Genomic DNA, 24,202 nt, shown 5'->3' on the forward strand with positions numbered 1-24,202 from the left:
TAGGTAGATATCAATAGAAGTTATACAGGGTAATCAGTCATGTTAATAGGTCCATTTGCGCATCTGTTTCATCATTGCTAATAGGCTTCGGAAAAGCAGTTTCGCTTTCCTTCTACCTGTGATAGAATATGAAAGATGCATACTATTTTCGTGGAGGTAGAGAAAGTTGAAACATAATTTAAAAGCATCCTTTTTTCTATTAATGGCGGTGCTAATCGCATGTACTTCGCTAATAGCCAAGCCTGGAAAGGCAAATGCCGCTGAGTCGCTTGATTTGAACGCAGAGTCTGCGATTCTGGTAGATGCGGAGACGGGGAAGATTTTATATGCGAAACAGCCTGATATAAAATTACCTCCAGCTAGTATGACCAAAATGATGACAGAATATCTTGTATTGGAAGCCATCAACGAAGGTCAAATCAGCTGGGACACGACAACACAGATTAGTGATTACCCTTATGAAATTTCTGCAAGTAGTATATCTTCAGGGGTGGGCCTGACGCAAGATAAAGATTATACAGTACGAGAGCTATACGAAGCGATGGCAATCATATCCGATAACGGGACGACCATCGCACTCGCAGAATTGATTGCCGGGTCAGAAGGCGAATTTGTAAAAATGATGAATGAAAAAGCAGAGGAAATGGGATTGCCGGATTATCAGTTTGTGAATGCTACTGGTCTTTCCAACTCCGACTTGGGTGAGAATCATCCGGAAGGTACGGAGCCTGACGCCAATGACCTGCTCTCGGCAGAGTCTGCTGCCCTGCTTGCTTACCACTTAGTGAATGACTATCCAGAAGCATTGGATGTATCGAGCAAAATGACTACGGAATTTGAAGGAAAGACGTTGGAAAACTTGAACTGGATGCTGCCTTGGGATAATGTCAACTTCAAACAATTTGGCTTTGAAGGCGTTGATGGGTTGAAGACAGGCTGGACAGACGATGCTGGCTATTGTTTCACCGGTACAGCAGAACGTGACGGCAGAAGGCTGATTTCTGTGGTCATGAAAACAGAAAGCAAGGAAGCCCGCTTTGAAGAAACGGCGAAATTGCTTGATTATGGATTCTCTCAATTTGAAAACAAAGAAGTTTTTCCGGAAGGATATCAGAAGGAAGACCAAACAAGCTTGCCGGTAACGAAAGGAAAGCAAGATGAGGTGGAAATCGCTTCAAGTGCAGCTATTCAAGCCCCGATAAAAAACGGGGAAGAAGATAGTTATGATGTTACCTTGAATGTTGATGAAGAAAAGCTGAATGAGGATGGCGAACTGGTCGCTCCGCTTGAAAAAGGGGAAAAAGTCGGGACCATGGAACTCACTTATAAAGGGGAAGCAGATTATGGTTATATCACCGGCGAAAAACAAGCACAAACGGTTGATGTAGTTACAACTGCTGCTGTCGAAAAGGCCAATTGGTTCTCCTTATCCATGAGTGCTGTAGGCAATTTTTTCAGTAATATTTTCTCTTCTGTATCAGATACTGTGAAGGGTTGGTTCTAATTCACGCCGATACATTCTGGTTGGGGTTTTCAGAAAAATAAGGTAAAATATTGGATAACCAATGAAAGAAGATTATAAATGAGTGATTATATATGGGAGGAATACTGAATGTCTAATTTGGGTACTGATCGCGTTAAACGTGGAATGGCAGAAATGCAAAAGGGCGGCGTCATCATGGATGTTGTCAATGCAGAGCAGGCAAAACTTGCAGAAGAAGCCGGTGCTGTTGCGGTTATGGCATTGGAAAGAGTGCCATCTGACATCCGTGCAGCCGGCGGTGTAGCAAGAATGGCAGACCCTACAATCGTGGAAGAAGTGATGAATGCCGTATCCATCCCGGTAATGGCAAAAGCAAGAATCGGCCACATTGTGGAAGCACGGGTACTGGAAGCCATGGGTGTTGACTACATCGATGAGAGTGAAGTGTTGACTCCCGCAGATGAAGTGTTCCACATCAATAAATCAGATTACACAGTGCCTTTCGTTTGTGGCTGTCGTGATTTGGGAGAAGCTACCCGCCGTATCGGAGAAGGTGCTTCCATGCTGCGTACCAAGGGAGAGCCTGGTACTGGCAATATCGTCGAAGCAGTTCGCCATATGCGCGAAGTTCAGTCTCAAATCCGTAAACTGATTGGCATGTCGGATGATGAAGTCATGACTTTTGCCAAAGAGCTTGGTGCTCCTTACAATGTCTTGCTTGAAATCAAAGAAAAAGGCCGTTTGCCGGTCGTCAACTTTGCAGCAGGCGGTGTCGCGACTCCAGCTGATGCTGCATTAATGATGCAATTGGGAGCAGATGGCGTATTTGTCGGATCTGGTATTTTCAAGTCTGATAATCCAGAAAAATATGCCCGCGCAATAGTAGAAGCTACAACCCATTATCAGGATTACGAAATGATCGGAAAAATTTCCAAAGGTCTTGGCACTGCCATGAAAGGTATCGAAATTGGAACACTTGCTCCGGAAAACCGTATGCAGGAGCGCGGTTGGTAAGCAGCAAGACTTAAATTAATTCGCATGAAATAATGCGGAGGAGCCAGCCTACGTATAGCTGGATTTTTCAGGAATGAAACCTAGCGTTCCTACTCCTCTATCACGCTTGAAAGACATGGCCAATCGTCACGTTTTCTTTAGACAATAAACCTCTAAAAGGAGATATGCACCATGATAAAAATAGGGGTACTAGGCCTACAAGGTGCTGTAAGGGAGCATGTAGATTCCATTCAAGCATCTGGAGCCGAAGGCATCATCATCAAGAAAAAAGAACAGCTGGAAGAAATCGACGGCCTGATTCTTCCGGGCGGCGAGAGTACGACGATACGTCGTTTGATTGATAAATATGACTTTTTTGACGCATTAGTCGCCTTTGGAAAACAAGGTAAGCCTATTTTTGGGACGTGTGCTGGATTGATTTTATTGGCCGGGGAAGTTGTCGGCCAGGAAAAGGCTCATTTACAGCTGATGGATATGAAGGTAGAACGGAATGCATTCGGTCGTCAGAAGGAAAGCTTCGAGGCTGAACTACCGATAAAAGGGGTAGCAGATGATTTCAATGCGGTCTTCATCCGTGCGCCGTTTATCCGTGAAGTAGGCGAAGATGTCGAAGTGCTGGCTGTCTATGATGAAGCGATTGTAGCGGCTAGACAGGGACATTTCCTTTGCAGTGCTTTCCATCCTGAATTGACCGATGACCATCGCATGACCGCTTATTTTGTCACCATGGTGGAAGAATCGATGAAAGAACTTGCATCTTAACGAGTTTTTCGCTATTCTAAACTATAAATAATGCAATGTAATGACAGGAAATAGTAACAAGAAGCCTTTCATCAGAGAGCCGGTGGTTGGTGAAAACCGGTGTGGGGTCCTTGTGAATCCATCCTTGAACAGGTATGCCGCAATGCATACCCGGTAAACGCCGTTATCGTAAGTGAGCCGGAAGAATTTTATATTTCTTCAATAAGGGTGGTATCGCGGGATCAAACTCCCGTCCCTGTAACAATACAGGGGCGGGAGTTTTTTAATGTTTCGGCTGTCCTTATAAAAGAACAACTTATTTAGCATAAGTTGGCAGGAGCACCACCTTGTAAGTGAATGAGAACTATACTAATCCGGCGCTGCGTAAATACCCTGCGCTAAAAATGTGCTTACTTTACTGAAAAAGTACATTTGTCTCCTACTTTAATTAGGTTGTTAAAAGAACCCAAGCAATAGACTCTGTGGGAACAGCAATAGTGTTAAGCGGCTGGTTGATATTCAAGTAGAGAGGAAGAAAAAGATCTGCTAAAGTAAGTTCACAATGTATATTTCTTTGGACAAAAGCAAATTTAACCAAACCCCTATCAAATGACTATATGAAGGAGGACTAATTTATGTTGGACATGAAATACTTACGTAACAATTTTGCAGAGGTGAAGGATAAACTAAAGCACCGGGGAGAGGATTTATCAGAGTTAGATAAATTCGGTGATTTGGATGCCAGGAGAAGAGAATTGATTGCTGGCACAGAGGATCTGAAGGCAAAGCGAAACGATGTCTCGAAGCAAATAGCCGAACTAAAAAAACAAAAGCAGGATGCAGATTCTTACATTGAAGAAATGCGGGAAGTAGGCGACAAAATCAAAGCCTACGATACAGAACTGAAAGAAGTGGAAGAGAAGTTACAATCCTTGCTGCTGTCGATTCCAAACATTCCGCATGAAAGTGTGCCTGTCGGGGAAGACGAAGAAGACAATGTGGAAGACAGGAAGTGGGGCGAGGTGCCTTCCTTTGCATTTGATGCCAAGGCCCACTGGGACATTGCAACTGACTTGGATATCCTTGACTTCGAACGGGCGGCGAAGGTGACGGGAAGCCGCTTTGTATTCTATAAAGGTCTTGGTGCCCGTCTAGAACGTGCATTGATTAACTTCATGATGGACTTGCATGCAGAAGAACATGGCTACGAGGAAATGCTTCCTCCATACATGGCCAATCGTACTAGCATGACAGGTACTGGCCAGCTGCCAAAATTCGAAGAAGATGCTTTTAAAGTTGCTGATACCGACTACTTTTTAATTCCGACAGCTGAAGTGCCAGTGACGAATTATCATCGGGACGATATTCTGTCGGTGGAAGACTTGCCAAGAAAATATGTGGCTTACAGTGCATCTTTCCGTTCCGAGGCTGGGTCTGCCGGAAGAGATACAAGAGGGCTGATCCGACAACACCAGTTCAACAAGGTGGAATTGGTCCAGTTCGTAAAACCGGAGGATTCTTATCAAGTATTGGAAGAACTAACCGGAAATGCTGAAAAAGTGTTGCAATTGTTGAAGCTGCCATACCGGGTGATGAGCATGTGTACAGGTGATCTTGGTTTTACGGCTGCCAAAAAGTATGACATCGAAGTATGGTTGCCTAGCTATGATGATTACAAAGAAATTTCTTCTTGTTCTAACTTTGAAGATTTTCAAGCGCGTAGAGCCGGCATCCGCTTTAGAAGAGAGGAAAAAGCAAAACCAGAGTTTGTCCATACGTTGAATGGATCAGGTCTTGCAATCGGCAGAACCGTTTCAGCCATCCTGGAAAATTACCAGCAGGAAGATGGAACGGTAGTGATTCCTGAAGTATTGCGGCCATATATGGGCGGCAAAGAGATAATCCAATAACCATTTACTAATAACCGGAAAGTCACTTGGCAGTAAAGACTTCCCGGTTGTAAGTAAAATCTTGATTTGATGGTTGACATCAATTTTGCCAGATGGTATATTAATTGATGTCGACACGGAGGATTACCCAAGTCTGGCTGAAGGGAGCGGTCTTGAAAACCGCCAGGGGCTTCATCGCCCGCGGGGGTTCGAATCCCTCATCCTCCTCCATAATACACACGCAAACAAATTGGAGATTATACAGAAAAAATCGTTACCTGCGTAACGGTTTTTTTATTTTGATTATTTAGCAGAAGCAGCGATTTAGCGGTTTTTCGATGGGGTTTTGTTCTATTCTGTGGTAAATACCCACTCAGAATAAGTCGAATCCCTTGGCATTCCAATATTTTCATCTGATTAGTTGTTATATACCTTGACAGAAAACATTTTTCCAAGCATAATACATAAAAATAAACCATTGCGAAGAACAGGCCAGTAAATAATGACAGGCGTCAGAGAGTGGAATCCACCGGCTGAAAGATTCCATCGCTAAAGCATTATGGAAACCTACCTGGGAGCTGTCAGGCAAGAAAACACTGACCGTAGCCGGCGTTAACGGTCCGAGCGGGCACTCTGTTTCACATGGAACAATGCCAACCAAGGTGGTACCGCGGATGACGACCCTCATTCCGTCCTTATGATATTAAGGACGGGGTGGGGGTTTTAAGTTTTGGTTAAAATAATAAGGCATCTATTCAAGGAGGAGATAGGCATGTTTAATAAAATTGCGTTTATCGGGGCAGGTTCGATGGCCGAGGCAATCATGACCGGTATATTGGCTAAAGGATTTTTACAAGCGGATCAAATCTGGGTGACCAATAAAGAAAACAAGGAGCGTTTGGAACGGCTGAAAAACGTCTATCATGTTCGCTGTTCCATTGATAAGGAGCAGGTTATCCAGGGAGCGGATGTCATCATTCTGTCTATGAAACCGAAGGATATTACGGAAGCGCTAGAAGGAATCAAAAAGTATGTAACGGATGAACAGATTGTTGTATCTGTGTTGGCAGGTGTTTCAACGGGGTATATCTCGGAACAATTAGAAAAAAATTGTCCGGTCTTACGGGCGATGCCGAATACATCTGCTACCATCGGCTATTCGGCAACAGCCATAGCAGGGGGAAAGCAGGCAGAACAGGAGCACATTCGTTTAGTGGAAACCTTGTTCCAAACGATTGGTACAACGACCGTTGTCGAGGAAGAAGATGACCTCCATACGATAACCGGTTTATCCGGAAGCGGACCGGCATATATTTATTATTTTGTCGAGGCAATGGAGGAAGCAGCAGCTGAAGCAGGGTTGAAGCCTGAGATTGCGAAGGAATTGATTATTCAAACCCTTGTCGGCGCTGCAGAAATGCTGAAGAACTCAGATGAACAGCCATCCGCCCTTCGCGAAAAAATCACCAGTCCAGGCGGAACGACACAAGCCGGGTTGGAAACATTGGAAAAGTATAAATATCAAGAAGCGTTGATGGCATGTATCAAGCAGGCAGCAGCACGTTCGATTGAGTTGGGGAGTCCGTATCAGGCAAAAGCTGATACGAACAAGATAAAATAAATGGGGCTGCCCTAAAACAAAATGGATAATAAGAAAAGAGTCGGACAATTGTTTGTCCGACTCTTTTACAGTTAGGTCAATTGCCCGGATTTCCACTTTCGGGACTGCTGGATGAAGTGGCCGATTTTTTCCAGTACTGGTTCGATCGAGCTTTCGTCATTCATCAAGTCGTAATCCGCAATGTTGATCCGCAGGATTGGGCAGGAATTGAAATTGTTGATCCAATTTTCATACCGCTTGAACATTTCTTCCCAATAAGCGATTGGAGTTTGCTGTTCCATCGGGCGACCGCGCTCTTTGATTCTTCCGAGTATATCGTCAAAGGAACCCTCTAAATAAATCAATAAATCAGGATGCGGGAAGTAAGGAGTCATAACCATTGCGTCAAACAAACTTTTATAGGTCTCATAGTCTACTTGCGACATGGTTCCTTTATCGTAATGCATCTTCGCAAAAATGCCGGTATCTTCATAAATGGAACGGTCTTGGATAAAGCCGCCTCCGTATTCAAATATCCGTTTCTGCTCCTTGAACCGTTCAGCCAGAAAATAAATTTGTAAATGGAAGCTCCAGCGTTCAAAATCGGCATAAAACTTATCCAGGTATGGGTTGGTATCTACTTTTTCCAGAGACGTCCGAAAGTTCAGAGCGTCCGCTAAAGCGTTGGTCATCGTCGATTTCCCCACTCCAACCGTTCCGGCTATCGTAATGACACTGTCATTCGGAATGTTATAACGTTCTCTTAAGTTCATTTGACTACTTCCCCTTTTCTCAAGTGCTCTTCAACTGTATAAATAATCTGATCCAAATCATCCTGGTGTTTAACAAAGTCCAGATGATCGCCATTCAAACGGATGACCGGAATGGACGGATTCATTCGTTCAAACTGATCCATGAAGTCATTGTAATCCTGTGAAAGCTGCTCCAGATATGCCGGCTGAATATTCTGCTCTACTTCCCGTCCGCGCATTCTTATCCGATCTAACAAGGTTTCCAGGCTGGCATCCAGGTAAATCATCATATTTGGCTGCGGCATATCAGCCGTCAAAATATCATAAATCTTTGCATACTTATCAAATTGCTTTTCTTTCAACGTCCGCTTGGCAAAAATCATATTCTTGGAAATATGATAATCAGCAATCACGGGCTTATCCTGGTTTAAGTATTTGGTTTCAATATCCTCCAGCTGTTTGTACCGATTGCATAAGAAAAACATTTCTGTCTGGAAGCTCCATTCTTCTATGTCATCATAAAATTTACCAAGGAATGGATTTTCTTCGACTATTTCTTTCAGTAAATGCAATTCAAAATGCGCAGCAAGTTTTTTAGCAAGCGATGTTTTGCCTACCCCGATGGGTCCTTCTACAGCAATAAAAGGAAGTTGTCCCATTTCTCCTCCTCCAATCATCAAGCAAGGTGCTATCTCTATATTCAGTCTAAGAAAGTACGTTTTTCGTTATTATTCGACAGACAGATACCATTTTATCATATCAGCAGCAGTCTGGAATAGTCTTCAGTAAAATTGTCATGTTTTTCCCTTTTCAAGTGGAGAAGTATTTTGTATAATAAGTAGTGCTTCCCTTTTTGGTGAAGCTAAATTGGATAGTGGCTCCATAGCTCAGGGGATAGAGCAATGGTTTCCTAAACCATGTGTCGCAGGTTCGAATCCTGCTGGGGCCATAACGCAAAGGGGGCTGTTCTTCTCGTAGAACAGCCCCTCTTTCACAAATCATATTTCGTTATGTTTGTTATAGTTTAAAAAATAAATAGGGGCAAGCAAGTGAAAAAATAGCTAAAAAACCGACCCCTACAGCCCCAGTTTTATTTCCTTCCTTATAAATCGTTCGTGAGAAGGAGCCACAGTAAAAAGCGATATACAAAGAGAAAATCGCTATAATGATTGTTCCCATCTCTAATCCCTCACTTCACCGATATTTGAATCATCGATCATTTTTCCGAAATATAACTGTTTTAATTTAAAGTTGACATTGATTTCTGCATTTGGGTAAATGGTGTGATTCCAGTCTGCTTTTTCGTACTCCTCAATCGTGGAAAAATATTTTCTTATATATAAGGACCAGTAAAAGGCGTCCGTTTTGTATTCTTCCTGTGTCTTTTTGATTAGGTTATTGGCTTCCTCTTCTACAACCTTGGGAATATATGCTTCAAGGAGTGCCCGGTTTTTTTCATTTTGAGAATAATCGATGAGACTAGGGACCCCGATGACCTCAATGGTGAACGGAACCGTTACATTGATTTTTGTTGGTTGATTTTTCCGGTAATCAATCTTCACGTCAATGGACCGGTCTTTTGAAAAGTTGGCTGCGATCCGGTACTTTTTATTTTTCGGGTCTGGATACGTACTATATAATGCTTCCATTTCCATGGTGTCATCGAGGATGTTGGCTATTCTTGTTTCCTGACCACTGAGAACATCAATCATTTTTCCTTCTTTAAATACAGCTGAGCCCATAAATTGTGTCGGGTTTCCGCCCTCAAGCGGGATTTGACCGGCAATGTATTGATCTTCATTGCCTTGTGGCTTTTCTTCTGATTGTTGGGTAGTAGCATAAATAGCGAGGAAAGCATCCGCATCCCCTTCTGTTATTTGAAAGAATCGATGGATATCTGCTTCTGGGATGATCCCTGTTTCTGTCGCTCGATTAATCATGTACTGATAATATTTGTGCGGGCGGGTTTCCAATAGTGGCTGGTTATTTTTTAAAAAATCACTTGCGTTCTCCTTTGAAACGATTATTTGCACTGATCTCCTTAGTTCAGTTGTCCTTGCAGCAGCCTGGATGAGCCGCAGGAATTCGCCAGATCTGGCTAGTTCTTCCGACACAACCACCACTTTGGTGTGGTCTAAAGCAATTTGTTTGGTCATCACTGAATTAGCGGTGTCTTTTGTGGCAATTAAATCGGTTCCTTCCAAGGTGACGGTCTCTCTAGGTTCCTCTTGTGATCCGCCACTGGAAATGGTACTACCTACCTCTGGATTTGCCGCTTGAAAGGTAATCCGAAATCTGCCTTCCTCGTCTGCTTTATCAATACCAATGGCTATCACATAGGACTGCTGCTCCACTTCTAGTTGATCATAGCAGCCGGTTAACGGAACGAGAAATAGTATCAGAAAGCATATCTTTTTTCCCATCATCGTAAATCTCCTTTGACTTTAGCTACTAACCACAACAAAAGAGGAAAACCAACAAAGAAGGGAGTGATCATGTTCATGAAAGATGACTTAAATACAAGTTCATTGATCACCGCATTTTCTGGAACCATTCCAGCAATTATCCCGAAAAAAGCAAACGGCAGAATCAAAGGTTCAAATTCCTTTATATTGAAGACTGCTCCAAAAATCCATGAAATAAAATACAAGTAAATCATGTACTTGATAAATGCTGCAAACAGCCAAAAGATCATAAAGAAGGTCTCGATATTGGTAAAGAAATTTCCCATATCGACATATTGAGTCAATTCATGAAAGGGAAAAGCCACTTTATCAATCGAATTGTAATCAAAGGTGGTGCAGTAAAGAAAGAAAAAAAACGTCATTTCAAGAAAAACGAAGGCGAACCCGCTCAATACACCTAATCTGAACTTTTTTGAGCTATCAAAGGCGGTATAAGCCATAGCCAACAGAAACAAATCAGAGAATAACGACGCTTTTTTTGCTCCTTCGACCACTAACTGCTTCAGACCATTACCGAAAAGAGGAAATATTCGCTCGATAATTGTCTCCCTGAAAATCAGTACTGCGAGCAACAATACCGATGCCTTAATGTAGAAGAAGAATATCCAGGAAGCAGAACCCATTGTTTCAAGTCCTCTTTTTGCCCCGTAAAAGGCGATTGCAAACAAAATAAAAAAAACAAAGGGAGTGGGGGAATCCGGGAAATAGAGCAGTTTCAACTGCTCCGTATAGCTTCTGCCTTCAATCGCCAACAAAAGAAAGAAAATCAGAAACAAGAGGAAAGCGATGACTTTGCCTATATGTTTTCCTAATACTTCTTCAAGAAGCTCTACCAAGTTTTTGTCTTCATATTTCTTTAACAGGTAATACAACAAAAGAACAGAAGGCAGGATGACAGCGAATGATATAGAAGGCATCAACCACATAGCGTTTGCTCCTGTTTGCGCAAACAGAGAAGGGGTAGTGTTGGATATTTTCACCCCTATCATCAAAATAATCATGGCAAATGCTTCTCTGGCCCTTAGCCTGGATTCTTTTTTAAACAATGTCATCCCTCCTGTTCTTTGTTATCCTTTTTTTCTTGAGTCTTTCGGTTTTATTTGTCCAGGCCTGAAGTATTCATTTTTGATGATCTTCCTGAACACTGTATCGTTAGTGGATTTGTAGTTTGGAGACAAGGGTGATAAAAAAGGTACGCCAAACGACCGAAGAGATGCCAAGTACATCACCCATAATAAAAATGCTCCTGTTAGGCTCAACATCCCGAAAAAGGAAGCGGCAAAAATAAAAAGGAACCGAGATATCCGGATGGTGAAGTTCATGCTGATATTGGCTACAGCGAATGAGGAAAGTCCAGACAGAGCAACAACGATGACAACAATCGGACTGACGATGTTTGCTTCTACGGCTGCTTGTCCGATGATTAAAGCTCCAACGATTCCGATAGTCGGTCCCAAAGGGTTCGGGATACGAAGTCCTGCTTCTCTAATTAATTCAAAGGATACTTCCATGAGCATAATTTCAAATACAACCGGGAACGGCACTCTTTCTCTTGCACTGACAATTGCCAAAAGCAGGTCAGGAGGAATCATTTCACTATGATAGTTGGTTATCGCTACATAAACAGCTGAGACTAATAAAGAAATCAAGAAAGCTACCAGGCGAATAAGCCTGGAGAAGTTCCCGAATAAAAATCGTAAGTAACGATCTTCTTCAGAGTGAAAAAAAGACCAGAAGGTAACTGGCAGAACCAAACAGGCGGACGAGTTTTCCATCAGCAGGACGATATACCCGTCTTCTAGATAAGAGGACGCGCGATCGGGACGTTCTGTATACAATAAACTCGATACAATCGAATAAGGGCGTTCTTCAATATACTGCTCGAGGGATTCAATGTTTCTGACATTATCCACGGATAACTGATCAAGCCGTTCCCTGACATTTTCCAGTACCTCATTGTTTACCACGTCCTTGATATACATGATGGTGACATCGAGCTTTGAGCGATTGCCCACTGGTTTAGCTTCGGCAATCAATTGTTTGTCATGAAATCTTTTACGTACTAATGAAATATTGACATTTAAAGACTCTGTGAAGGCCTCTTTTGGTGCTTTTACAGCATTCTCATTCTCTGGTTTTTCAATTCCCCGGTGTTGAAAGTCTGCTACGTTTACAGAATAAGCCGTTTTACAGTCTTCTAGTAATAAGACGACGTTCCCGCTGTTTATATCATCGACAATGCTGTCAAAGTCGGTTAGTTCCTTGATTGCTTCAAGGGTAATAATCGAATTTAAGTTTTCTCCTTTTGCTTCGAGTAGTGGGCGGATAATACCCTCGTGAATCTTTGTGCTATTGACAATCGAAGAGTAAAAAAACAGTTTTATCTTTTTATTTGAGTACCTTGCAGTTATTTCACGAGTTGAAAAGTCCTTGTTAAGCCCAAAGGAAAATAGTTGCTTGAGATGGGCTGTGTTTTTCTCTAAGTTTCTACTCAAAGGTACCTGTTTGTTGTCTTCGGCGGTTTTTTTACCCTTAAAGAACACAAGATCACCTCTATTCGTTATACTGCTCCCTATTGTTTGTAGAAATTGATAATTTATAAATATATTTTTCATTTATCATTACGAAAGAGGGAAGGAATTTAAGTGGAACTGAAACTGCAGAAAGAAAAAGAAGCGGTCAGTTGGATCGAAGTACTGGTTTAAACAAAAAAACATTCACCAAGTAAAATGGTGAATGCTTTTCAATCTGTATTATGCTTGAGTAGTTGCTTCCAATTCGATAGAAACTTTGATATCGTCTCCGATAAGAACGCCGCCGGTTTCAAGAGCTGCATTGTAAGTCAGACCATAATTACTGCGGTTGATTTTTCCTTCGCCGCTGAAACCATATACTTGGTTGCCCCATGGGTCTTTACCGCTTCCTTCAAAATCAACTTTAAAGGTTTCCTGGCGAGTCGTACCACGGATTGTCATATCGCCAGTAACTTCATACTCGTCATCTCCGACTTTTTTCACGTCTGTCGATTTAAAAGTGATTTTTGGATTGTTTTCAATATCGAAGAAGTCTCCTGAACGCAAGTGTGTATCACGCTGATCATTGCGGGTATCGACGCTGTTTGCATCAATAACAAAGTCGATTTCAGCAGAAGTCAAGTCCTCCGGATCAGCAGTAATCGTTGCTTCAAAGTCGTGAAAAGTACCTTTCACTTTTGATACCATCATATGTTTTACCGAAAAATCAATACTTGTGTGGGTTGGATCCACATTAAATGTTTGTTTTGCCATTTTCTCTTATTCCCTCCATTTTTAAAAATAAAAAAGCTATGAGTGTTATTTTTAATGATTAGCTTACTTTATGTAAGTAAGTATATATTAGTAAATCCTAAACGTCAACCCATTTTATTTCGAAACTAGGATAATTTTGATTTTATCAGAGATAAACTCTAATTACTCGATAACAGTAGATTATTGGAAACAGGTTGGGGGTTTTCTCTTTAAATTATTCACTAAATCGTCTAAAATAGGTAGTAATTAAAGGAATTTTTCAAAAATTTAATAAACAAAACCAAGAGGACATAAGGTGTAGAGGTAGTAGAAAAGAAGTATTTTTGAAATCGCTTGCAAAAAATTTTCGGATGAGGTGATCTAATGGATATGCAACCTATTGCAGCTCGTGAAGGGAACCATAATTTAAAGGATTACGAGAAAGCAAGACAGTCGTTTGACTGGGAAGACGTAAAAAAGGAATTTAGCTGGTACGAAACCGGCAAAGTGAATGCAGCCTACGAAACGATCGACCGACATGCTGAAAACCCTGCTAAGAAGGATCAAACAGCTTTGATATACTCCTCACCTGACAGGGAAGAGACATTGACCTTCCATGAATTAAAAACAATGAGCAACAAATTCGCCAATGTACTTAAAAAGCATCACGTTCAAAAAGGAGACAGAGTCTTCTTGTTTATGCCGCGAAGTCCAGAATTCTATGCGAGTTTCTTCGGTATTCTGAAGGTTGGGGCCATTGCCGGTCCGTTATTTGAAGCGTTTATGGAACAAGCGGTCCGCGACAGGCTGGATGACAGCGGGGCTTCGATGCTGATTACGACTCCTGAACTGCTCGAACGGGTGCCTCAGGAGGAGTTACCGGAGCTCAAGAAAATTGTGCTTGTCGGTTTTAATGAGGAATCGGACGAAAGGTACATCGATTATTTCCATGAAATGGAGCAGGCTTCCGAGGAGTTTGAAATAGAATGGGTAGACCTCGAAGATGGCATGCTGCTGCACTATACTTCCGGTTCAACTGGGAAACCGAAGGGAGTATATCACGTTCATAATGCGATGATTCAGCATTACGCAACAGGAAATTGGGTGCTTGATCTGAAGGAAGATGACATTTACTGGTGTACGGCAGATCCTGGCTGGGTTACCGGAACAAGCTACGGGATTTTTGCACCATGGTTGAATGGAGTGACGAATGTGATAAGGGGCGGTCGTTTCACTGCAGATTCTTGGTATGAAACGATTGCTAAAAACAATGTTACCGTTTGGTACACGGCTCCGACTGCGCTGCGGAAGCTGGTGAGTGCTGGAGAGCAGACGGCGAAAAAATATGACCTTTCTTCGCTGCGACATGTCTTGAGTGTTGGCGAACCATTGAATCCGGAAGTAATCACCTGGGGCGTCAAGGCGTTTGATTTAAGAATCCATGATACCTGGTGGATGACCGAGACAGGAGCGATGTTGATTGTCAACCTGCCGGATATGGATATTCGTCCTGGATCAATGGGGAAACCGATCCCTGGAGTTGAAGCGGCAATTATCGATAACGAAGGAAATGAACTTCCGCCTAATCAAATGGGAAATCTGGCAATCAAGCAAGGGTGGCCATCGATGATGCGGGCGATATGGCAAAACCCTGGAAAATATGAAAGTTATTTTATCAATGGCTGGTATGTGTCAGGAGACAGCGCCTATAAAGATGAAGACGGATACTTCTGGTTCCAGGGAAGATTGGACGATGTCATCAATACATCCGGGGAACGGGTTGGGCCGTTCGAAGTGGAAAGTAAATTGATTGAACATCCAGCTGTTTCGGAAGCTGGTGTCATTGGGAAACCAGATCCGGAACGAGGAGAAATCATTAAAGCTTTCATCACATTGAATGAGGGCTACGAGGCAAGTGATGAACTGGTTGAAGACATCCGGAAGTTTGTCAAAACCGGACTAAGCGCACACGCTGCGCCAAGGGAGATCGAAGTCAAGGACACGATTCCAAAGACAAGGAGCGGGAAAATCATGCGCCGGCTTTTGAAATCCTGGGAATTGGGTCTGCCGACAGGGGATACTTCTACATTAGAAGAATAGGCTAAGGAAGCTAGAATAAAAGCATAGCGAACAATATAAAAACCTGCGGATTAACTTAGCAAAGAGTAAATGGACCTAACCTTCTCTTATGAATAGTGCAAATCTCCACTCCGGCAAGATACAGTATTTTGCCGGAGCGATGTGAAACACTCATCAAACAACAGCTTAAAAGGAAGTTTTTTGTAGGATTACCGTATATGGAAAATAAAAAAACGAGCGAATCCGATTATATTAAAATCTTCCATATTATGTTTAATCTCCATAAGCGAGGGTACATTATCGGTGTAACCGTAAAATCCTATTGTTTTTAAAGGAGTGTTGTTACGATGAGTAAAATCGCTTGTGTACTGACAGATATGTTTGAAGATGTGGAATATACGGATCCTGCCAATGCATTTAAGGATGAAGGGCATGAAGTGGTAACCATTGAAAAGGAAGCTGGCAAGCAAGTCACCGGCAAACAAGGAGAAGCAAAGGTGACGATTGATAAAAGCATCGATGATGTCAATCCTTCTGACTTCGATGCACTGTTTATCCCTGGCGGATTTTCACCCGACCAATTGCGCGCAGATGAACGGTTTGTTTCTTTTGCAAAGCACTTTATGGACGAGAAAAAACCCGTAATGGCCATTTGCCATGGTCCGCAGCTTTTAATTACGGCTAAAGAACTGGAAGGACGCCAGGCAACTGGGTTCAAATCCATTCAAGTAGATATGGAGTATGCAGGTGCCGACTTAAAAGACCAAGAAGTCGTCGTTTGCCAAAATCAGCTGGTAACCAGCCGTCAACCAGATGATATCCCGGCTTTCAACCGTGAATCACTAAAAGTATTGGCATAAACGGATGGAAAAGAGGTTGTCCAAAAGGACAGCCTCTTCTTTAGCTTATACATAACTGGAAAAAGGAGCAGAAGAATAATGATTGTAAGAAGAGAAGGTGACCAGTGGGAAATCATTAAACAGCATGATCATGCATATTTATCCTTTCAGATTGCAAGCCATTGGAAACGTGATGCTTTTCCGCATCCAGATTTAAAGCAGGACGTTCTTTATGCAATCCGTCATCATGATCGGGCCTGGATTCCGCTTGATCAACAGGTTGTTTGGAATGCTGCTGATCAGAAGCCATATGATTTCACCAATTATCCTTTGGAAGAAAAGCTTCTTGCATACAGTCGTGGTATTGACCAAGTTGCTGAACAGACCACTTATGGAGCTATACTTTGCAGTATTCATTATGCTTCTTTTTTTGCTACCAACAAAGAGAATAATCCAACCATTTCTTCATTTTTGTATCACGAACAGGAGCGAAGACGTCGCCTAACCTCTTCTTTAACAGTAGATTCGCTCGAGGATGTAATTCACAGTCATTATCGCATCCTGCAATTTTGTGATGATTTATCCTTATATGCGACATTGAATCCCCCAGGAGCGAGTAAGTCGGAGGAAATCGAATGGTTTAAGGAAGGATTTCGTCAGGAATTCTGCTTTGCGCCACAAGGAATGACGGCGAAGTGGCTGACAGACACGGACATACAGGTTAAGCCGTATCCTTTCTCTTCGGAATTTGAAGTAGAGGTACCGACCGTGCGTGTTTCTCGTGATCCCTCACAAGCAGTGGTTGAATGGAAAAACGGCTACAATGATCAACGGGTCTTCCGTTTCTCTGCCGGCTAAGTTACTTGAGTTTTTTCGAATGATCTGTTTGATGGTTGGCAGTGATTTCCTCAAAAAGGTTCTGCTGCTGTTGAGACGACTGTTTTGATTGCTGTGTATCATTCATCACTGCCGGGTTCAGCATGCTGGGATGAATCATTTTTTTAAATTCTCCCACGGTGAGTGGCCGGGCATCCTCCGTCAATTCATATCCAAGTTGTCCATTCGGTTCAATCGTTGCCGTTTTGATGTCGGAAAGCTTAGAAATCCCTTGCTGCCGAAGAAACATTTCGAGTTGGTCGACTGTAAGCCGGTTCTTGTTAAAATTTTTCGTTTCTAGTTGTCCGTTTTGAATGACGATTTTTGATTTGCCGGTAATAAACTTTTCCACAACGTTGAATTTTAGTTGAAGCCACTCGATAACAATCAGCGTGAAAACAAATATGGCAGCCACGATAATCGTACGGATTACGCTTCTTTCCACGATTGGTTGAATGATAACGGAACCAATTGAGATCATCACCACAGTCTGTGCCAATGTCATTTGAGAAATTGATTTTCTTCCGGAAATACGCAGCAATAATATTCCTGATAGCACCAAAATCACCGATTTGAATGCAAATTGCAAGTCAAGGTTCATATAATCACCTTCCCTGTCTATTTTTCCTTTAGTGTGAGCGTCATTGGCTAATTTAATAATGGAATCAAAAGGTAACGAAAACGTAGTTTCAACCACAAAAAAACCAGGATTCCGTACTATCCTGGTTTCACAATCGTAAAGTTCGCATCGAGCAGCTGCCAGTTCTGGGGAAAAGCCAACCCCAGCTTCCAATAGCTGATCCCGCGAAGTCCCAGCTCTTTGATTAAATCGAATTTGGCTTGAATGGACCGAGCGTCTTCAAACCATACTTCGTGTCGGTTTCCTTCACCATCTGTATAATTGAAAAATGGAGCTTGGTCGGTTTCATCATATTCAATGGCGACATTTTCGTTTCGGGCCAGTGTGATTGCCTGCTGGGGACTTAGCGCTTCTGCATAATCGCCGCCTGGTTCGAATGGCAATGTCCAATCGTATCCGTAAAGGTTTTGACCAAGCATGATTTTTTCTGCAGGCATTTCGGTCAATGCATATTCTACCACTTCGCGTACCGGACCAATCGGTGACACAGCCATAGGCGGACCACCGCTGTATCCCCATTCATAAGTCATCAGGACAACAAAATCGACAATTTCTCCATGGGCGGCATAGTCATGGGCTTCATACCAAGCGCCGGTTTGTTCAGCACTTGTCTTCGGAGCGAGAGCGGTAGACATCATTAGTCCTGCTTCGCTCAAACGTCGCTTTGTTCTTCTTAGAAAATTGTTGTAATCCTCACGGGTATCCGGCGGCAGAAATTCAAAATCAAAATGGACGTCGCGATACCCACCAGCTTCCGCAGTACTGATTATTTCATTCAACAGCGTGTTCTCCACTTGCTGTTTTGTCAGGATCTCCCTCCCTAATTCTGCACTAAATGCTCCCTCTTCCAAATTGGTAACTACCAATACCAGGCCGGCGTTGTTATTTGCAGCAATCTGCCGGAAGTTATCTAGCGGTGGAGGAGTCAAGGTACCGTCCCGGTTTATCTGATAACTGAACGGGGACAGGTAAGTAAGATACTGTGTATTTTTCTCTGCAGCATTGATCAGGGTCTCCGAGACTGTTTCACCGTAAGGTTCGATATAGGCATTTACTTCAGTCCTGGTTTTAGGCTGCTGGGGAATATATAGCGGAAATCCTACTTGAAGTTCAAGATTGGCAGAAATATTATTAGCATTGGCAAGTTGCTGTACAGACAACCCAAACCGCTGACCGATCGAATACAAACTGTCACCGGGCTGAACATGATAAATATTTCCTTGAAGCGGTACCACCAATGCTTGCCCGACCACTAAATTGCCGGGAGCATCCAGCTCATTTGCTGCCTGCAATGATGCTACCGTGGTACCGTACATCATGGCGATTGCATATAAGGACTCTCCCGGCGCAACCACATGGATTTGCACATTCCATCCTCCTCTGTAAATACGTTTTTCTCCGTTATCATCCTATGTGGAGAGGAATGAACATATTCTTTTAAACAGGATCAATATCGGCGCTAAGTTTTTCAGCCATCAGTGTGAGTGCCCGATCGTTCTGTTGATCCTCATTGGAGGCAATACAGTTTTTTGGTACACTGATACTATATTCACGCATATGAGCATCATTGGCCGTGAACAGAACACAAAAGTCGCCAGCGATACCGGCGATGATAATATGGTTTACGTTTAATTCTTTCAAAAGGGATTCGAGTGCTGTACCGTAGAACCCGGAATGCTTAGGCTTTATTAGGAAATAATCATCGGATGACGGCTCCATTTGGTCGATGATTTGTTTGTTTTGTTCATTCCGGCAGTAATCGCTGACTTTCTGAAAGTCCGATTGCCAAATGCCATAGTGATCATTTACATAAATAATAGGGATAGACTGCTGATAAGCATATTCTCTCAATTTTTTAAGATTGGGGAGAATCTTCTTGGTATTTTCCAATAGCTGTGGGCCCTCCGGAAAGTCAAAATCATTGATGATGTCTACTATGACTACTGCGGCGTCGTTTTTGTTTACATCCATGTTTTCACTCCTCTCTTCCTTATTATTTATCTTTTTCTTGCTGTTTGAAACCTTCGAATGAAAAGTGGGATGATTAATGGACGATCAATATTATATGGAACTGGCCATCATGGAGGCCAAAAAAGCAGAACAGTTGGGAGAGGTACCGATAGGTGCGGTCATCGTCCATGAAGAGCAAGTAATCGCAACATCCTTCAATTTGCGGGAGTCCCTACAAACAACCGCCTCTCATGCTGAGCTGATTGCGATTGATAAAGCAAATGAAGTAATAGGAAGCTGGCGGCTTGAAGATTGTACCCTTTATGTTACATTAGAGCCTTGCCCAATGTGTGCGGGAGCAATCATTCAATCAAGAATCCCCCGGGTTGTATTTGGTGCATATGATCCCAAGGCCGGTTGTGCGGGGACTTTGATGAATCTCCTGGAAGACGACCGGTTTAATCATGTGGCGGATGTTCGAGGAGGAGTCTTGGAAGAGGCATGTGGCCGGTTACTGACCGATTTTTTCCGTAATCTCAGGCAGCAAAGGAAGCAAAATCGCGGCAGTTGAGGAAGGCTTCCAGTCTCTACCTATTGCAATTTTCGATAAAAGTCGTTATACTATGAATTGCGCTATTAAAGCGCACCAATAATGTTAGCAAATTTGTCGTGCTAGGTGGGGAGGTAGCGGTGCCCTGTACTCGCAATCCGCTATAGCGAGGCTGAATCCCCGTCCGAGGTAGTATGTCTTTAGGGTCTGCCTCAAGGGATTGGTGCTGACACCCGGGTCCTGCGCAACGGGAACCCGTGAACCCTGTCAGGTCCGGAAGGAAGCAGCAGTAAGCGGTACTTCCTGTGTGCCGCGGGGAAGCCCGGGTCGAGCCATGAACTTGAGTAACGCTTAGGGTCGTACTATCGAAGATGGGTGCACGGCTTTACTTATGATAATGAATAAATGAAAGTGAACCTCTTGTCTTATGACAAGAGGTTTTTCGTATAGAAGGTTTCCAACCGAAACATAATTCAGTTATAATAAAGAGAGCAATAAAAAAGGGGCAAGTATTGAATGAGCTATCAGGCACTGTATCGAGTTTGGCGTCCAAAAAGCTTTTCTGATGTCGTCGGACAAACCCATATTACCCGTACATTGCAAAATGCCATCGTTCAGCAGAAGTTTTCGCATGCCTATTTATTTTCCGGGCCGCGTGGCACAGGTAAAACCAGTGCTGCCAAAATATTTGCGAAAACGGTAAACTGTGAACATGCACCAGTTAAAGAACCTTGTAATGAATGTGCGGCATGTCTGGGAATCCAGGATGGCTCCATTTCCGATGTGATCGAAATCGATGCTGCATCGAATAACGGAGTGGAGCAAATCCGCGATATCAGGGATAAAGTAAAGTATGCGCCGAGTGCGGTCGCTTACAAAGTCTATATTATCGATGAAGTCCACATGCTGTCGATGGGTGCTTTTAATGCCTTGTTGAAAACATTGGAGGAGCCGCCCAAGCATGTCATTTTTATTCTGGCAACCACGGAACCGCATAAGATACCGTTAACAATCATCTCCCGCTGTCAGCGATTTGACTTTAAACGGATCACCCCCTCATCGATTGTCGAGCGTATGCAGACGATCATTGAAGCAGAAGGTATCAAGGCAACCCAGGAAGCTTTGGAAGCTGTGGCGCTCTCTGCTGAAGGGGGAATGCGGGATGCACTCAGTTTATTGGACCAGGCGGTATCTTACAGTGAAGATGAGGTAAGTCTAGAGGATGTCCTGGCAGTGACCGGTTCGGTCTCACAAGAAAAACTGACGCTAGTTACTGAGGCTATGTACCGGCAGGATATTCAACAGGCACTGCGCTATGTGGATGATTTAATCCAGGAAGGGAAAGACCCGGGGCGTTTTGTATTTGATTTGATTTACTATTTACGCGATTTACTGCTATATCAAAGTGCTCCAGACCTGGAGAATATTTTGGAACGTGCTTTATTGACTGACAGCTTCAAACAGCTTGCCGGGGAAATCAATGCTGACTGGATCCAGGAAGCGATCAGGCAATTGAATGAATGCCAACAGGAAATAAAGTGGACGAATAGCCCCAAGGTATTCATTGAAATAGCTGTACTAAATATTTCTGATCAGCAAAAAGCTTCCACCAACCAGTCTTCTGAAGCAGTCGACAAATTGACACGTAAGTTGGCTCAGTTGGAAAAAGAAATACAAGAAGTTAAGAAAAACGGGGTGGCAGTACAGCAAGCCGATACTTCTTCGCCATCGCAACCGCGTCCCCAACCAAGGGCAACAAAAAACAGCTACAAAATCCCCTTTGAGCGAATACGTCAAGTATTGGCGGAAGCCTCTAAGGCAGAGTTGAAGAATGTCCAGTCGCAGTGGGCGAATTTCATGAATATGCTGAAGAAACAAAGTGCGCCTGCCCATGCGACAATTCAGAACAGCAAGCCCCGGGCCGCCTCTAACCAGGCCCTGGTTGTAGCGTTTAAGTACGAAATCCACTGTTCACTTGCTTTGGACCATAAACAAGCGATAGAATCATTATTAGCGGAGGTCATCGGTAAGTCATTGACAGTGATTCCGATACCGGAAGCGAATTGGCAGGAATTGAGAGAAGAATACGTCAGCAAGCAAAAACAGCAGGAAACGGAAGAACAGGGAGAAGCCTCTCAGGAGGAAGATCCGCTGGTCGCCGAAGCAAGAAAGCTTGCCGGAGACGATTTATTAGAAATACACGATTAATAAGGAGGGATTTCCATGCGTGGTGGTGGAAATATGAACAAAATGATGAAACAAATGCAGAAAATGCAGAAAGATATGATGAAAGCTCAGGAAGAACTTCAAGAGATGAGTTTTGAAGGTACTGCCGGCGGGGGAATGGTAAAAGTAACAGCCAACGGTAAAAAAGAAATTACAGATATTCAACTAAACGAAGAAGTGGTGGATCCGGATGATTTGGAAATGCTCCAGGACCTAATCTTGGCTGCTACCAATGATGTATTGAAACAGGTTGAAGACAAAACGAATGATACAATGGGACAATTCACGAAAGGGTTAAATATGCCTGGAGGAATGTTCTAGGAGGCATGCTTCATGTATTACCCAGAACCAATTTCAAAGCTGATTGACAGCTTTACAAAATTGCCGGGAATTGGACCGAAAACGGCTGTCCGCCTGGCCTTTTTTGTATTGAATATGAAAGAAGACGATGTTTTAGATTTTGCAAAAGCATTGGTCAATGCAAAGAGGGAGTTGACCCATTGCTCGATTTGCGGACATATTACCGATCAGGACCCTTGTTCGATTTGTCAGGACGAGACGAGGGATAATTCGGTGATTTGTGTCGTGCAGGATCCTAAGGATGTCATTGCCATGGAGAAAATGAAGGAATTTGGCGGTAAATATCATGTCCTGCATGGAGCTATCTCTCCGATGGATGGTATTGGGCCGGAGGATATCAATGTTCCGAGTTTGCTGAACCGTCTAAAAGATGAACAAGTAAAGGAACTGATTCTTGCCACCAACCCGAATATCGAAGGAGAAGCCACTGCGATGTATATCTCCCGCCTGGTGAAACCTTCCGGAATAAGAATTACCAGAATCGCCCACGGACTCCCAATGGGTGGAGACCTGGAATATGCGGACGAAGTAACTTTATCTAAAGCGATGGAAGGGCGGAGAGAATTATAAATTCTGTCCCTTTAGTACGTGTTTTAGTTTGATGGAGAAAAAGAGGATAGGTGATCAGAATGATTGGCGGCAAAAAGATTAAAAAGAGCCAGGTGGATGAGCAGTTGCTGGATGACATTTTTAAGTCAAAGGAAGAATGGAAAAGTATAAAGTCAATCATTGAACGGAGTGTCGAACCAAGTGAGCATGGCATATATGAACTGACGGTTGCGGAAGCGAAATACTTTTACTTGCTTCGCGAAGCGAGGGTACGTAAGGTGAGTGCGATGAGATAAATTTTGTTCTTTTTCCTTTTGTCTGTTCATACTTATATGTAGAAAGGGACAAGCAAAAGGAGTGGGGAAAATGAATCCAGCGGTCATTATAACAAGTATGGTGGTGTTAATTGCCTTACTGCTAGTTCTCGGAGCGCCGATCAAGCCCTTACGCTTTTTAGCTCAGGGGTCTGTAAAATTAGTGATTGGTGTATTGTTTTTGTTTTTCTTCAATGTATTTGGTGCTTCTATAGGTCTTCATTTGCCGATAAACATATACACCGCTCTAATAACCGGCTTTTTAGGAATACCTGGCTTGGCTTCATTGGCAGCTATTCATCTATTTATCTTCTAATAAACAGTTTCCGACAATTGGAAACTGTTTTTCTATTGCATACGGATCTGTGACATGTTATATTATGAAAGTTGCATCAGAAAGACAACAACAAACGAAAAAATATATTGACTTCATTTAGAACAATATGTTATATTAATTAAGTTGCTGTTTTGAAAGAAACAACAATCAATTAAAAAAGTTGTTGACTTCATCCTAGTAAACTGATATAATTATTAAGCTGTCATTGAGGCGGCGTCATCAATTTGATCTTTGAAAACTGAACAAAACAACCAGTATGTCAAGCAAGATAT

Annotated in this window: 23 protein-coding genes, 2 tRNA genes, 1 other RNA gene and 1 other annotated feature; of the genes, 17 read left to right on the plus strand and 9 right to left on the minus strand. The window is 42.9% G+C overall.

Features of this window, described 5'->3' with window-relative positions; translation table 11 throughout:
• Positions 1 to 166: 166 nt before the first annotated feature.
• The 6 genes from ERJ70_RS19260 (at position 167) to proC (ending at position 6,748) form a co-directional block, all read left to right on the plus strand.
• The gene (locus ERJ70_RS19260) at positions 167 to 1,504 is read left to right on the plus strand and encodes a serine hydrolase (protein ID WP_374099741.1); all 1,338 of its coding nucleotides are present in this window, start codon (positions 167 to 169) and stop codon (positions 1,502 to 1,504) included.
• A 108-nt stretch (positions 1,505 to 1,612) separates the two neighbouring features.
• Complete coding sequence (gene pdxS, locus ERJ70_RS19265) at positions 1,613 to 2,497, plus strand: pyridoxal 5'-phosphate synthase lyase subunit PdxS (RefSeq protein WP_026568936.1); 885 nt, start codon at positions 1,613 to 1,615, stop codon at positions 2,495 to 2,497.
• Between the two features lie 171 nt (positions 2,498 to 2,668).
• Positions 2,669 to 3,259 (plus strand): pyridoxal 5'-phosphate synthase glutaminase subunit PdxT, encoded by a 591-nt coding sequence (gene pdxT, locus ERJ70_RS19270; RefSeq protein WP_209366332.1) that lies wholly within the window; start codon positions 2,669 to 2,671, stop codon positions 3,257 to 3,259.
• Between the two features lie 31 nt (positions 3,260 to 3,290).
• Positions 3,291 to 3,499 (plus strand) — a binding site (T-box leader).
• A 374-nt stretch (positions 3,500 to 3,873) separates the two neighbouring features.
• Complete coding sequence (gene serS / locus ERJ70_RS19275) at positions 3,874 to 5,148, plus strand: serine--tRNA ligase (protein ID WP_209366333.1); 1,275 nt, start codon at positions 3,874 to 3,876, stop codon at positions 5,146 to 5,148.
• Positions 5,149 to 5,265: 117 nt separating this feature from the next.
• Positions 5,266 to 5,358 (plus strand) — tRNA-Ser (locus ERJ70_RS19280).
• A gap of 541 nt (positions 5,359 to 5,899) precedes the next feature.
• Positions 5,900 to 6,748, plus strand: coding sequence for a pyrroline-5-carboxylate reductase (proC, locus tag ERJ70_RS19285; RefSeq protein WP_209366334.1), 849 nt, complete (start codon positions 5,900 to 5,902; stop codon positions 6,746 to 6,748).
• A 71-nt stretch (positions 6,749 to 6,819) separates the two neighbouring features.
• On the opposite strand, the gene ERJ70_RS19290 is transcribed toward proC, so the two are convergent.
• Both ERJ70_RS19290 and ERJ70_RS19295 read right to left on the minus strand, forming a co-directional pair.
• Positions 6,820 to 7,500, minus strand: coding sequence for a deoxynucleoside kinase (locus ERJ70_RS19290; protein WP_026568940.1), 681 nt, complete (start codon positions 7,498 to 7,500; stop codon positions 6,820 to 6,822).
• Positions 7,497 to 8,138 carry a deoxynucleoside kinase gene (locus tag ERJ70_RS19295; protein ID WP_209366335.1) on the minus strand — a complete coding sequence of 214 codons (642 nt, stop codon included), beginning with the start codon at positions 8,136 to 8,138 and terminating at the stop codon, positions 7,497 to 7,499. Before ERJ70_RS19295 ends, ERJ70_RS19290 begins: the two co-directional genes overlap by 4 nt.
• Before the next feature lie 217 nt (positions 8,139 to 8,355).
• Between ERJ70_RS19295 and ERJ70_RS19300 the strand changes: the two genes are divergently transcribed.
• A tRNA-Arg gene (locus ERJ70_RS19300) sits at positions 8,356 to 8,428 on the plus strand.
• A 232-nt stretch (positions 8,429 to 8,660) separates the two neighbouring features.
• Here the strand turns inward: ERJ70_RS19300 and ERJ70_RS19305 are convergent.
• From ERJ70_RS19305 to ERJ70_RS19320, 4 genes are all read right to left on the minus strand, one after another.
• Complete coding sequence (locus ERJ70_RS19305; RefSeq protein WP_245208072.1) at positions 8,661 to 9,905, minus strand: Ger(x)C family spore germination protein; 1,245 nt, start codon at positions 9,903 to 9,905, stop codon at positions 8,661 to 8,663.
• A complete protein-coding gene (locus ERJ70_RS19310; RefSeq protein WP_209366336.1) occupies positions 9,902 to 10,990 on the minus strand; it encodes a GerAB/ArcD/ProY family transporter in 1,089 nt (362 codons plus the stop codon). Before ERJ70_RS19310 ends, ERJ70_RS19305 begins: the two co-directional genes overlap by 4 nt.
• 21 nt (positions 10,991 to 11,011) lie before the next feature.
• The gene (locus tag ERJ70_RS19315) at positions 11,012 to 12,439 is read right to left on the minus strand and encodes a spore germination protein (protein ID WP_245208073.1); all 1,428 of its coding nucleotides are present in this window, start codon (positions 12,437 to 12,439) and stop codon (positions 11,012 to 11,014) included.
• 258 nt (positions 12,440 to 12,697) lie between these two features.
• Entirely contained in the window at positions 12,698 to 13,231 is a 534-nt protein-coding gene (locus tag ERJ70_RS19320) for a YceI family protein (protein WP_209366338.1), read from the minus strand.
• A gap of 363 nt (positions 13,232 to 13,594) precedes the next feature.
• Between ERJ70_RS19320 and acsA the strand changes: the two genes are divergently transcribed.
• The 3 genes from acsA to ERJ70_RS19335 all read left to right on the plus strand — a co-directional run bounded on the left by acsA (position 13,595) and on the right by ERJ70_RS19335 (position 16,986).
• Entirely contained in the window at positions 13,595 to 15,310 is a 1,716-nt protein-coding gene (acsA, locus tag ERJ70_RS19325) for an acetate--CoA ligase (protein WP_209366339.1), read from the plus strand.
• 326 nt (positions 15,311 to 15,636) lie between these two features.
• Entirely contained in the window at positions 15,637 to 16,149 is a 513-nt protein-coding gene (locus ERJ70_RS19330; RefSeq protein ID WP_209366340.1) for a type 1 glutamine amidotransferase domain-containing protein, read from the plus strand.
• A 78-nt stretch (positions 16,150 to 16,227) separates the two neighbouring features.
• Positions 16,228 to 16,986: a DUF3891 family protein gene (locus ERJ70_RS19335; protein WP_209366341.1), complete on the plus strand. Its 759-nt coding sequence runs from the start codon at positions 16,228 to 16,230 to the stop codon at positions 16,984 to 16,986.
• A 1-nt stretch (position 16,987) separates the two neighbouring features.
• On the opposite strand, the gene ERJ70_RS19340 is transcribed toward ERJ70_RS19335, so the two are convergent.
• From ERJ70_RS19340 to ERJ70_RS19350, 3 genes are all read right to left on the minus strand, one after another.
• Complete coding sequence (locus ERJ70_RS19340; protein ID WP_209369571.1) at positions 16,988 to 17,593, minus strand: DUF421 domain-containing protein; 606 nt, start codon at positions 17,591 to 17,593, stop codon at positions 16,988 to 16,990.
• A gap of 128 nt (positions 17,594 to 17,721) precedes the next feature.
• A complete protein-coding gene (locus ERJ70_RS19345) occupies positions 17,722 to 19,011 on the minus strand; it encodes a glycoside hydrolase family 18 protein (RefSeq protein WP_209366342.1) in 1,290 nt (429 codons plus the stop codon).
• 70 nt (positions 19,012 to 19,081) lie between these two features.
• Positions 19,082 to 19,615, minus strand: a complete 534-nt coding sequence (locus ERJ70_RS19350) for a cysteine hydrolase family protein (RefSeq protein WP_209366343.1) — start codon at positions 19,613 to 19,615, stop codon at positions 19,082 to 19,084.
• Positions 19,616 to 19,691: 76 nt separating this feature from the next.
• Here ERJ70_RS19350 and tadA point away from each other — a divergent pair, with 76 nt between their 5' ends.
• From tadA to ERJ70_RS19385, 7 genes are all read left to right on the plus strand, one after another.
• Positions 19,692 to 20,165 (plus strand): tRNA adenosine(34) deaminase TadA, encoded by a 474-nt coding sequence (tadA, locus tag ERJ70_RS19355; protein WP_209366344.1) that lies wholly within the window; start codon positions 19,692 to 19,694, stop codon positions 20,163 to 20,165.
• A 96-nt stretch (positions 20,166 to 20,261) separates the two neighbouring features.
• Positions 20,262 to 20,527: signal recognition particle sRNA large type (gene ffs, locus ERJ70_RS19360), an RNA gene on the plus strand.
• A gap of 133 nt (positions 20,528 to 20,660) precedes the next feature.
• Positions 20,661 to 22,352, plus strand: a complete 1,692-nt coding sequence (gene dnaX / locus ERJ70_RS19365) for a DNA polymerase III subunit gamma/tau (protein ID WP_209366345.1) — start codon at positions 20,661 to 20,663, stop codon at positions 22,350 to 22,352.
• Between the two features lie 15 nt (positions 22,353 to 22,367).
• Complete coding sequence (locus tag ERJ70_RS19370; protein WP_209366346.1) at positions 22,368 to 22,691, plus strand: YbaB/EbfC family nucleoid-associated protein; 324 nt, start codon at positions 22,368 to 22,370, stop codon at positions 22,689 to 22,691.
• A gap of 12 nt (positions 22,692 to 22,703) precedes the next feature.
• Entirely contained in the window at positions 22,704 to 23,300 is a 597-nt protein-coding gene (recR, locus tag ERJ70_RS19375; protein ID WP_209366347.1) for a recombination mediator RecR, read from the plus strand.
• A gap of 59 nt (positions 23,301 to 23,359) precedes the next feature.
• Positions 23,360 to 23,575 (plus strand): YaaL family protein, encoded by a 216-nt coding sequence (locus ERJ70_RS19380; protein ID WP_209369572.1) that lies wholly within the window; start codon positions 23,360 to 23,362, stop codon positions 23,573 to 23,575.
• A 70-nt stretch (positions 23,576 to 23,645) separates the two neighbouring features.
• Positions 23,646 to 23,909 (plus strand): pro-sigmaK processing inhibitor BofA family protein, encoded by a 264-nt coding sequence (locus ERJ70_RS19385; protein WP_209366348.1) that lies wholly within the window; start codon positions 23,646 to 23,648, stop codon positions 23,907 to 23,909.
• The last annotated feature ends 293 nt before the right edge of the window (positions 23,910 to 24,202 follow it).

This window comes from Sediminibacillus dalangtanensis (assembly GCF_017792025.1).
Taxonomy (GTDB): Bacteria; Bacillota; Bacilli; order Bacillales; family Amphibacillaceae; genus Sediminibacillus; species Sediminibacillus dalangtanensis.

What these genes read in the sequence shown, in the direction of transcription:
- pdxS (WP_026568936.1), top strand. Translation starts at nt 1,613, where the DNA reads ATGTCTAATTTGGGTACTGATCGCGTTAAACGTGGAATGGCAGAAATG.
- pdxT (WP_209366332.1), top strand. Translation starts at nt 2,669, where the DNA reads ATGATAAAAATAGGGGTACTAGGCCTACAAGGTGCTGTAAGGGAGCAT.
- serS (WP_209366333.1), top strand. Translation starts at nt 3,874, where the DNA reads ATGTTGGACATGAAATACTTACGTAACAATTTTGCAGAGGTGAAGGAT.
- proC (WP_209366334.1), top strand. Translation starts at nt 5,900, where the DNA reads ATGTTTAATAAAATTGCGTTTATCGGGGCAGGTTCGATGGCCGAGGCA.
- ERJ70_RS19290 (WP_026568940.1), bottom strand. Translation starts at nt 7,500, where the DNA reads ATGAACTTAAGAGAACGTTATAACATTCCGAATGACAGTGTCATTACG.
- ERJ70_RS19295 (WP_209366335.1), bottom strand. Translation starts at nt 8,138, where the DNA reads ATGGGACAACTTCCTTTTATTGCTGTAGAAGGACCCATCGGGGTAGGC.
- ERJ70_RS19305 (WP_245208072.1), bottom strand. Translation starts at nt 9,905, where the DNA reads ATGATGGGAAAAAAGATATGCTTTCTGATACTATTTCTCGTTCCGTTA.
- ERJ70_RS19320 (WP_209366338.1), bottom strand. Translation starts at nt 13,231, where the DNA reads ATGGCAAAACAAACATTTAATGTGGATCCAACCCACACAAGTATTGAT.
- acsA (WP_209366339.1), top strand. Translation starts at nt 13,595, where the DNA reads ATGGATATGCAACCTATTGCAGCTCGTGAAGGGAACCATAATTTAAAG.
- ERJ70_RS19330 (WP_209366340.1), top strand. Translation starts at nt 15,637, where the DNA reads ATGAGTAAAATCGCTTGTGTACTGACAGATATGTTTGAAGATGTGGAA.
- ERJ70_RS19335 (WP_209366341.1), top strand. Translation starts at nt 16,228, where the DNA reads ATGATTGTAAGAAGAGAAGGTGACCAGTGGGAAATCATTAAACAGCAT.
- ERJ70_RS19350 (WP_209366343.1), bottom strand. Translation starts at nt 19,615, where the DNA reads ATGGATGTAAACAAAAACGACGCCGCAGTAGTCATAGTAGACATCATC.
- tadA (WP_209366344.1), top strand. Translation starts at nt 19,692, where the DNA reads ATGGACGATCAATATTATATGGAACTGGCCATCATGGAGGCCAAAAAA.
- dnaX (WP_209366345.1), top strand. Translation starts at nt 20,661, where the DNA reads ATGAGCTATCAGGCACTGTATCGAGTTTGGCGTCCAAAAAGCTTTTCT.
- ERJ70_RS19370 (WP_209366346.1), top strand. Translation starts at nt 22,368, where the DNA reads ATGCGTGGTGGTGGAAATATGAACAAAATGATGAAACAAATGCAGAAA.
- recR (WP_209366347.1), top strand. Translation starts at nt 22,704, where the DNA reads ATGTATTACCCAGAACCAATTTCAAAGCTGATTGACAGCTTTACAAAA.
- ERJ70_RS19380 (WP_209369572.1), top strand. Translation starts at nt 23,360, where the DNA reads ATGATTGGCGGCAAAAAGATTAAAAAGAGCCAGGTGGATGAGCAGTTG.
- ERJ70_RS19385 (WP_209366348.1), top strand. Translation starts at nt 23,646, where the DNA reads ATGAATCCAGCGGTCATTATAACAAGTATGGTGGTGTTAATTGCCTTA.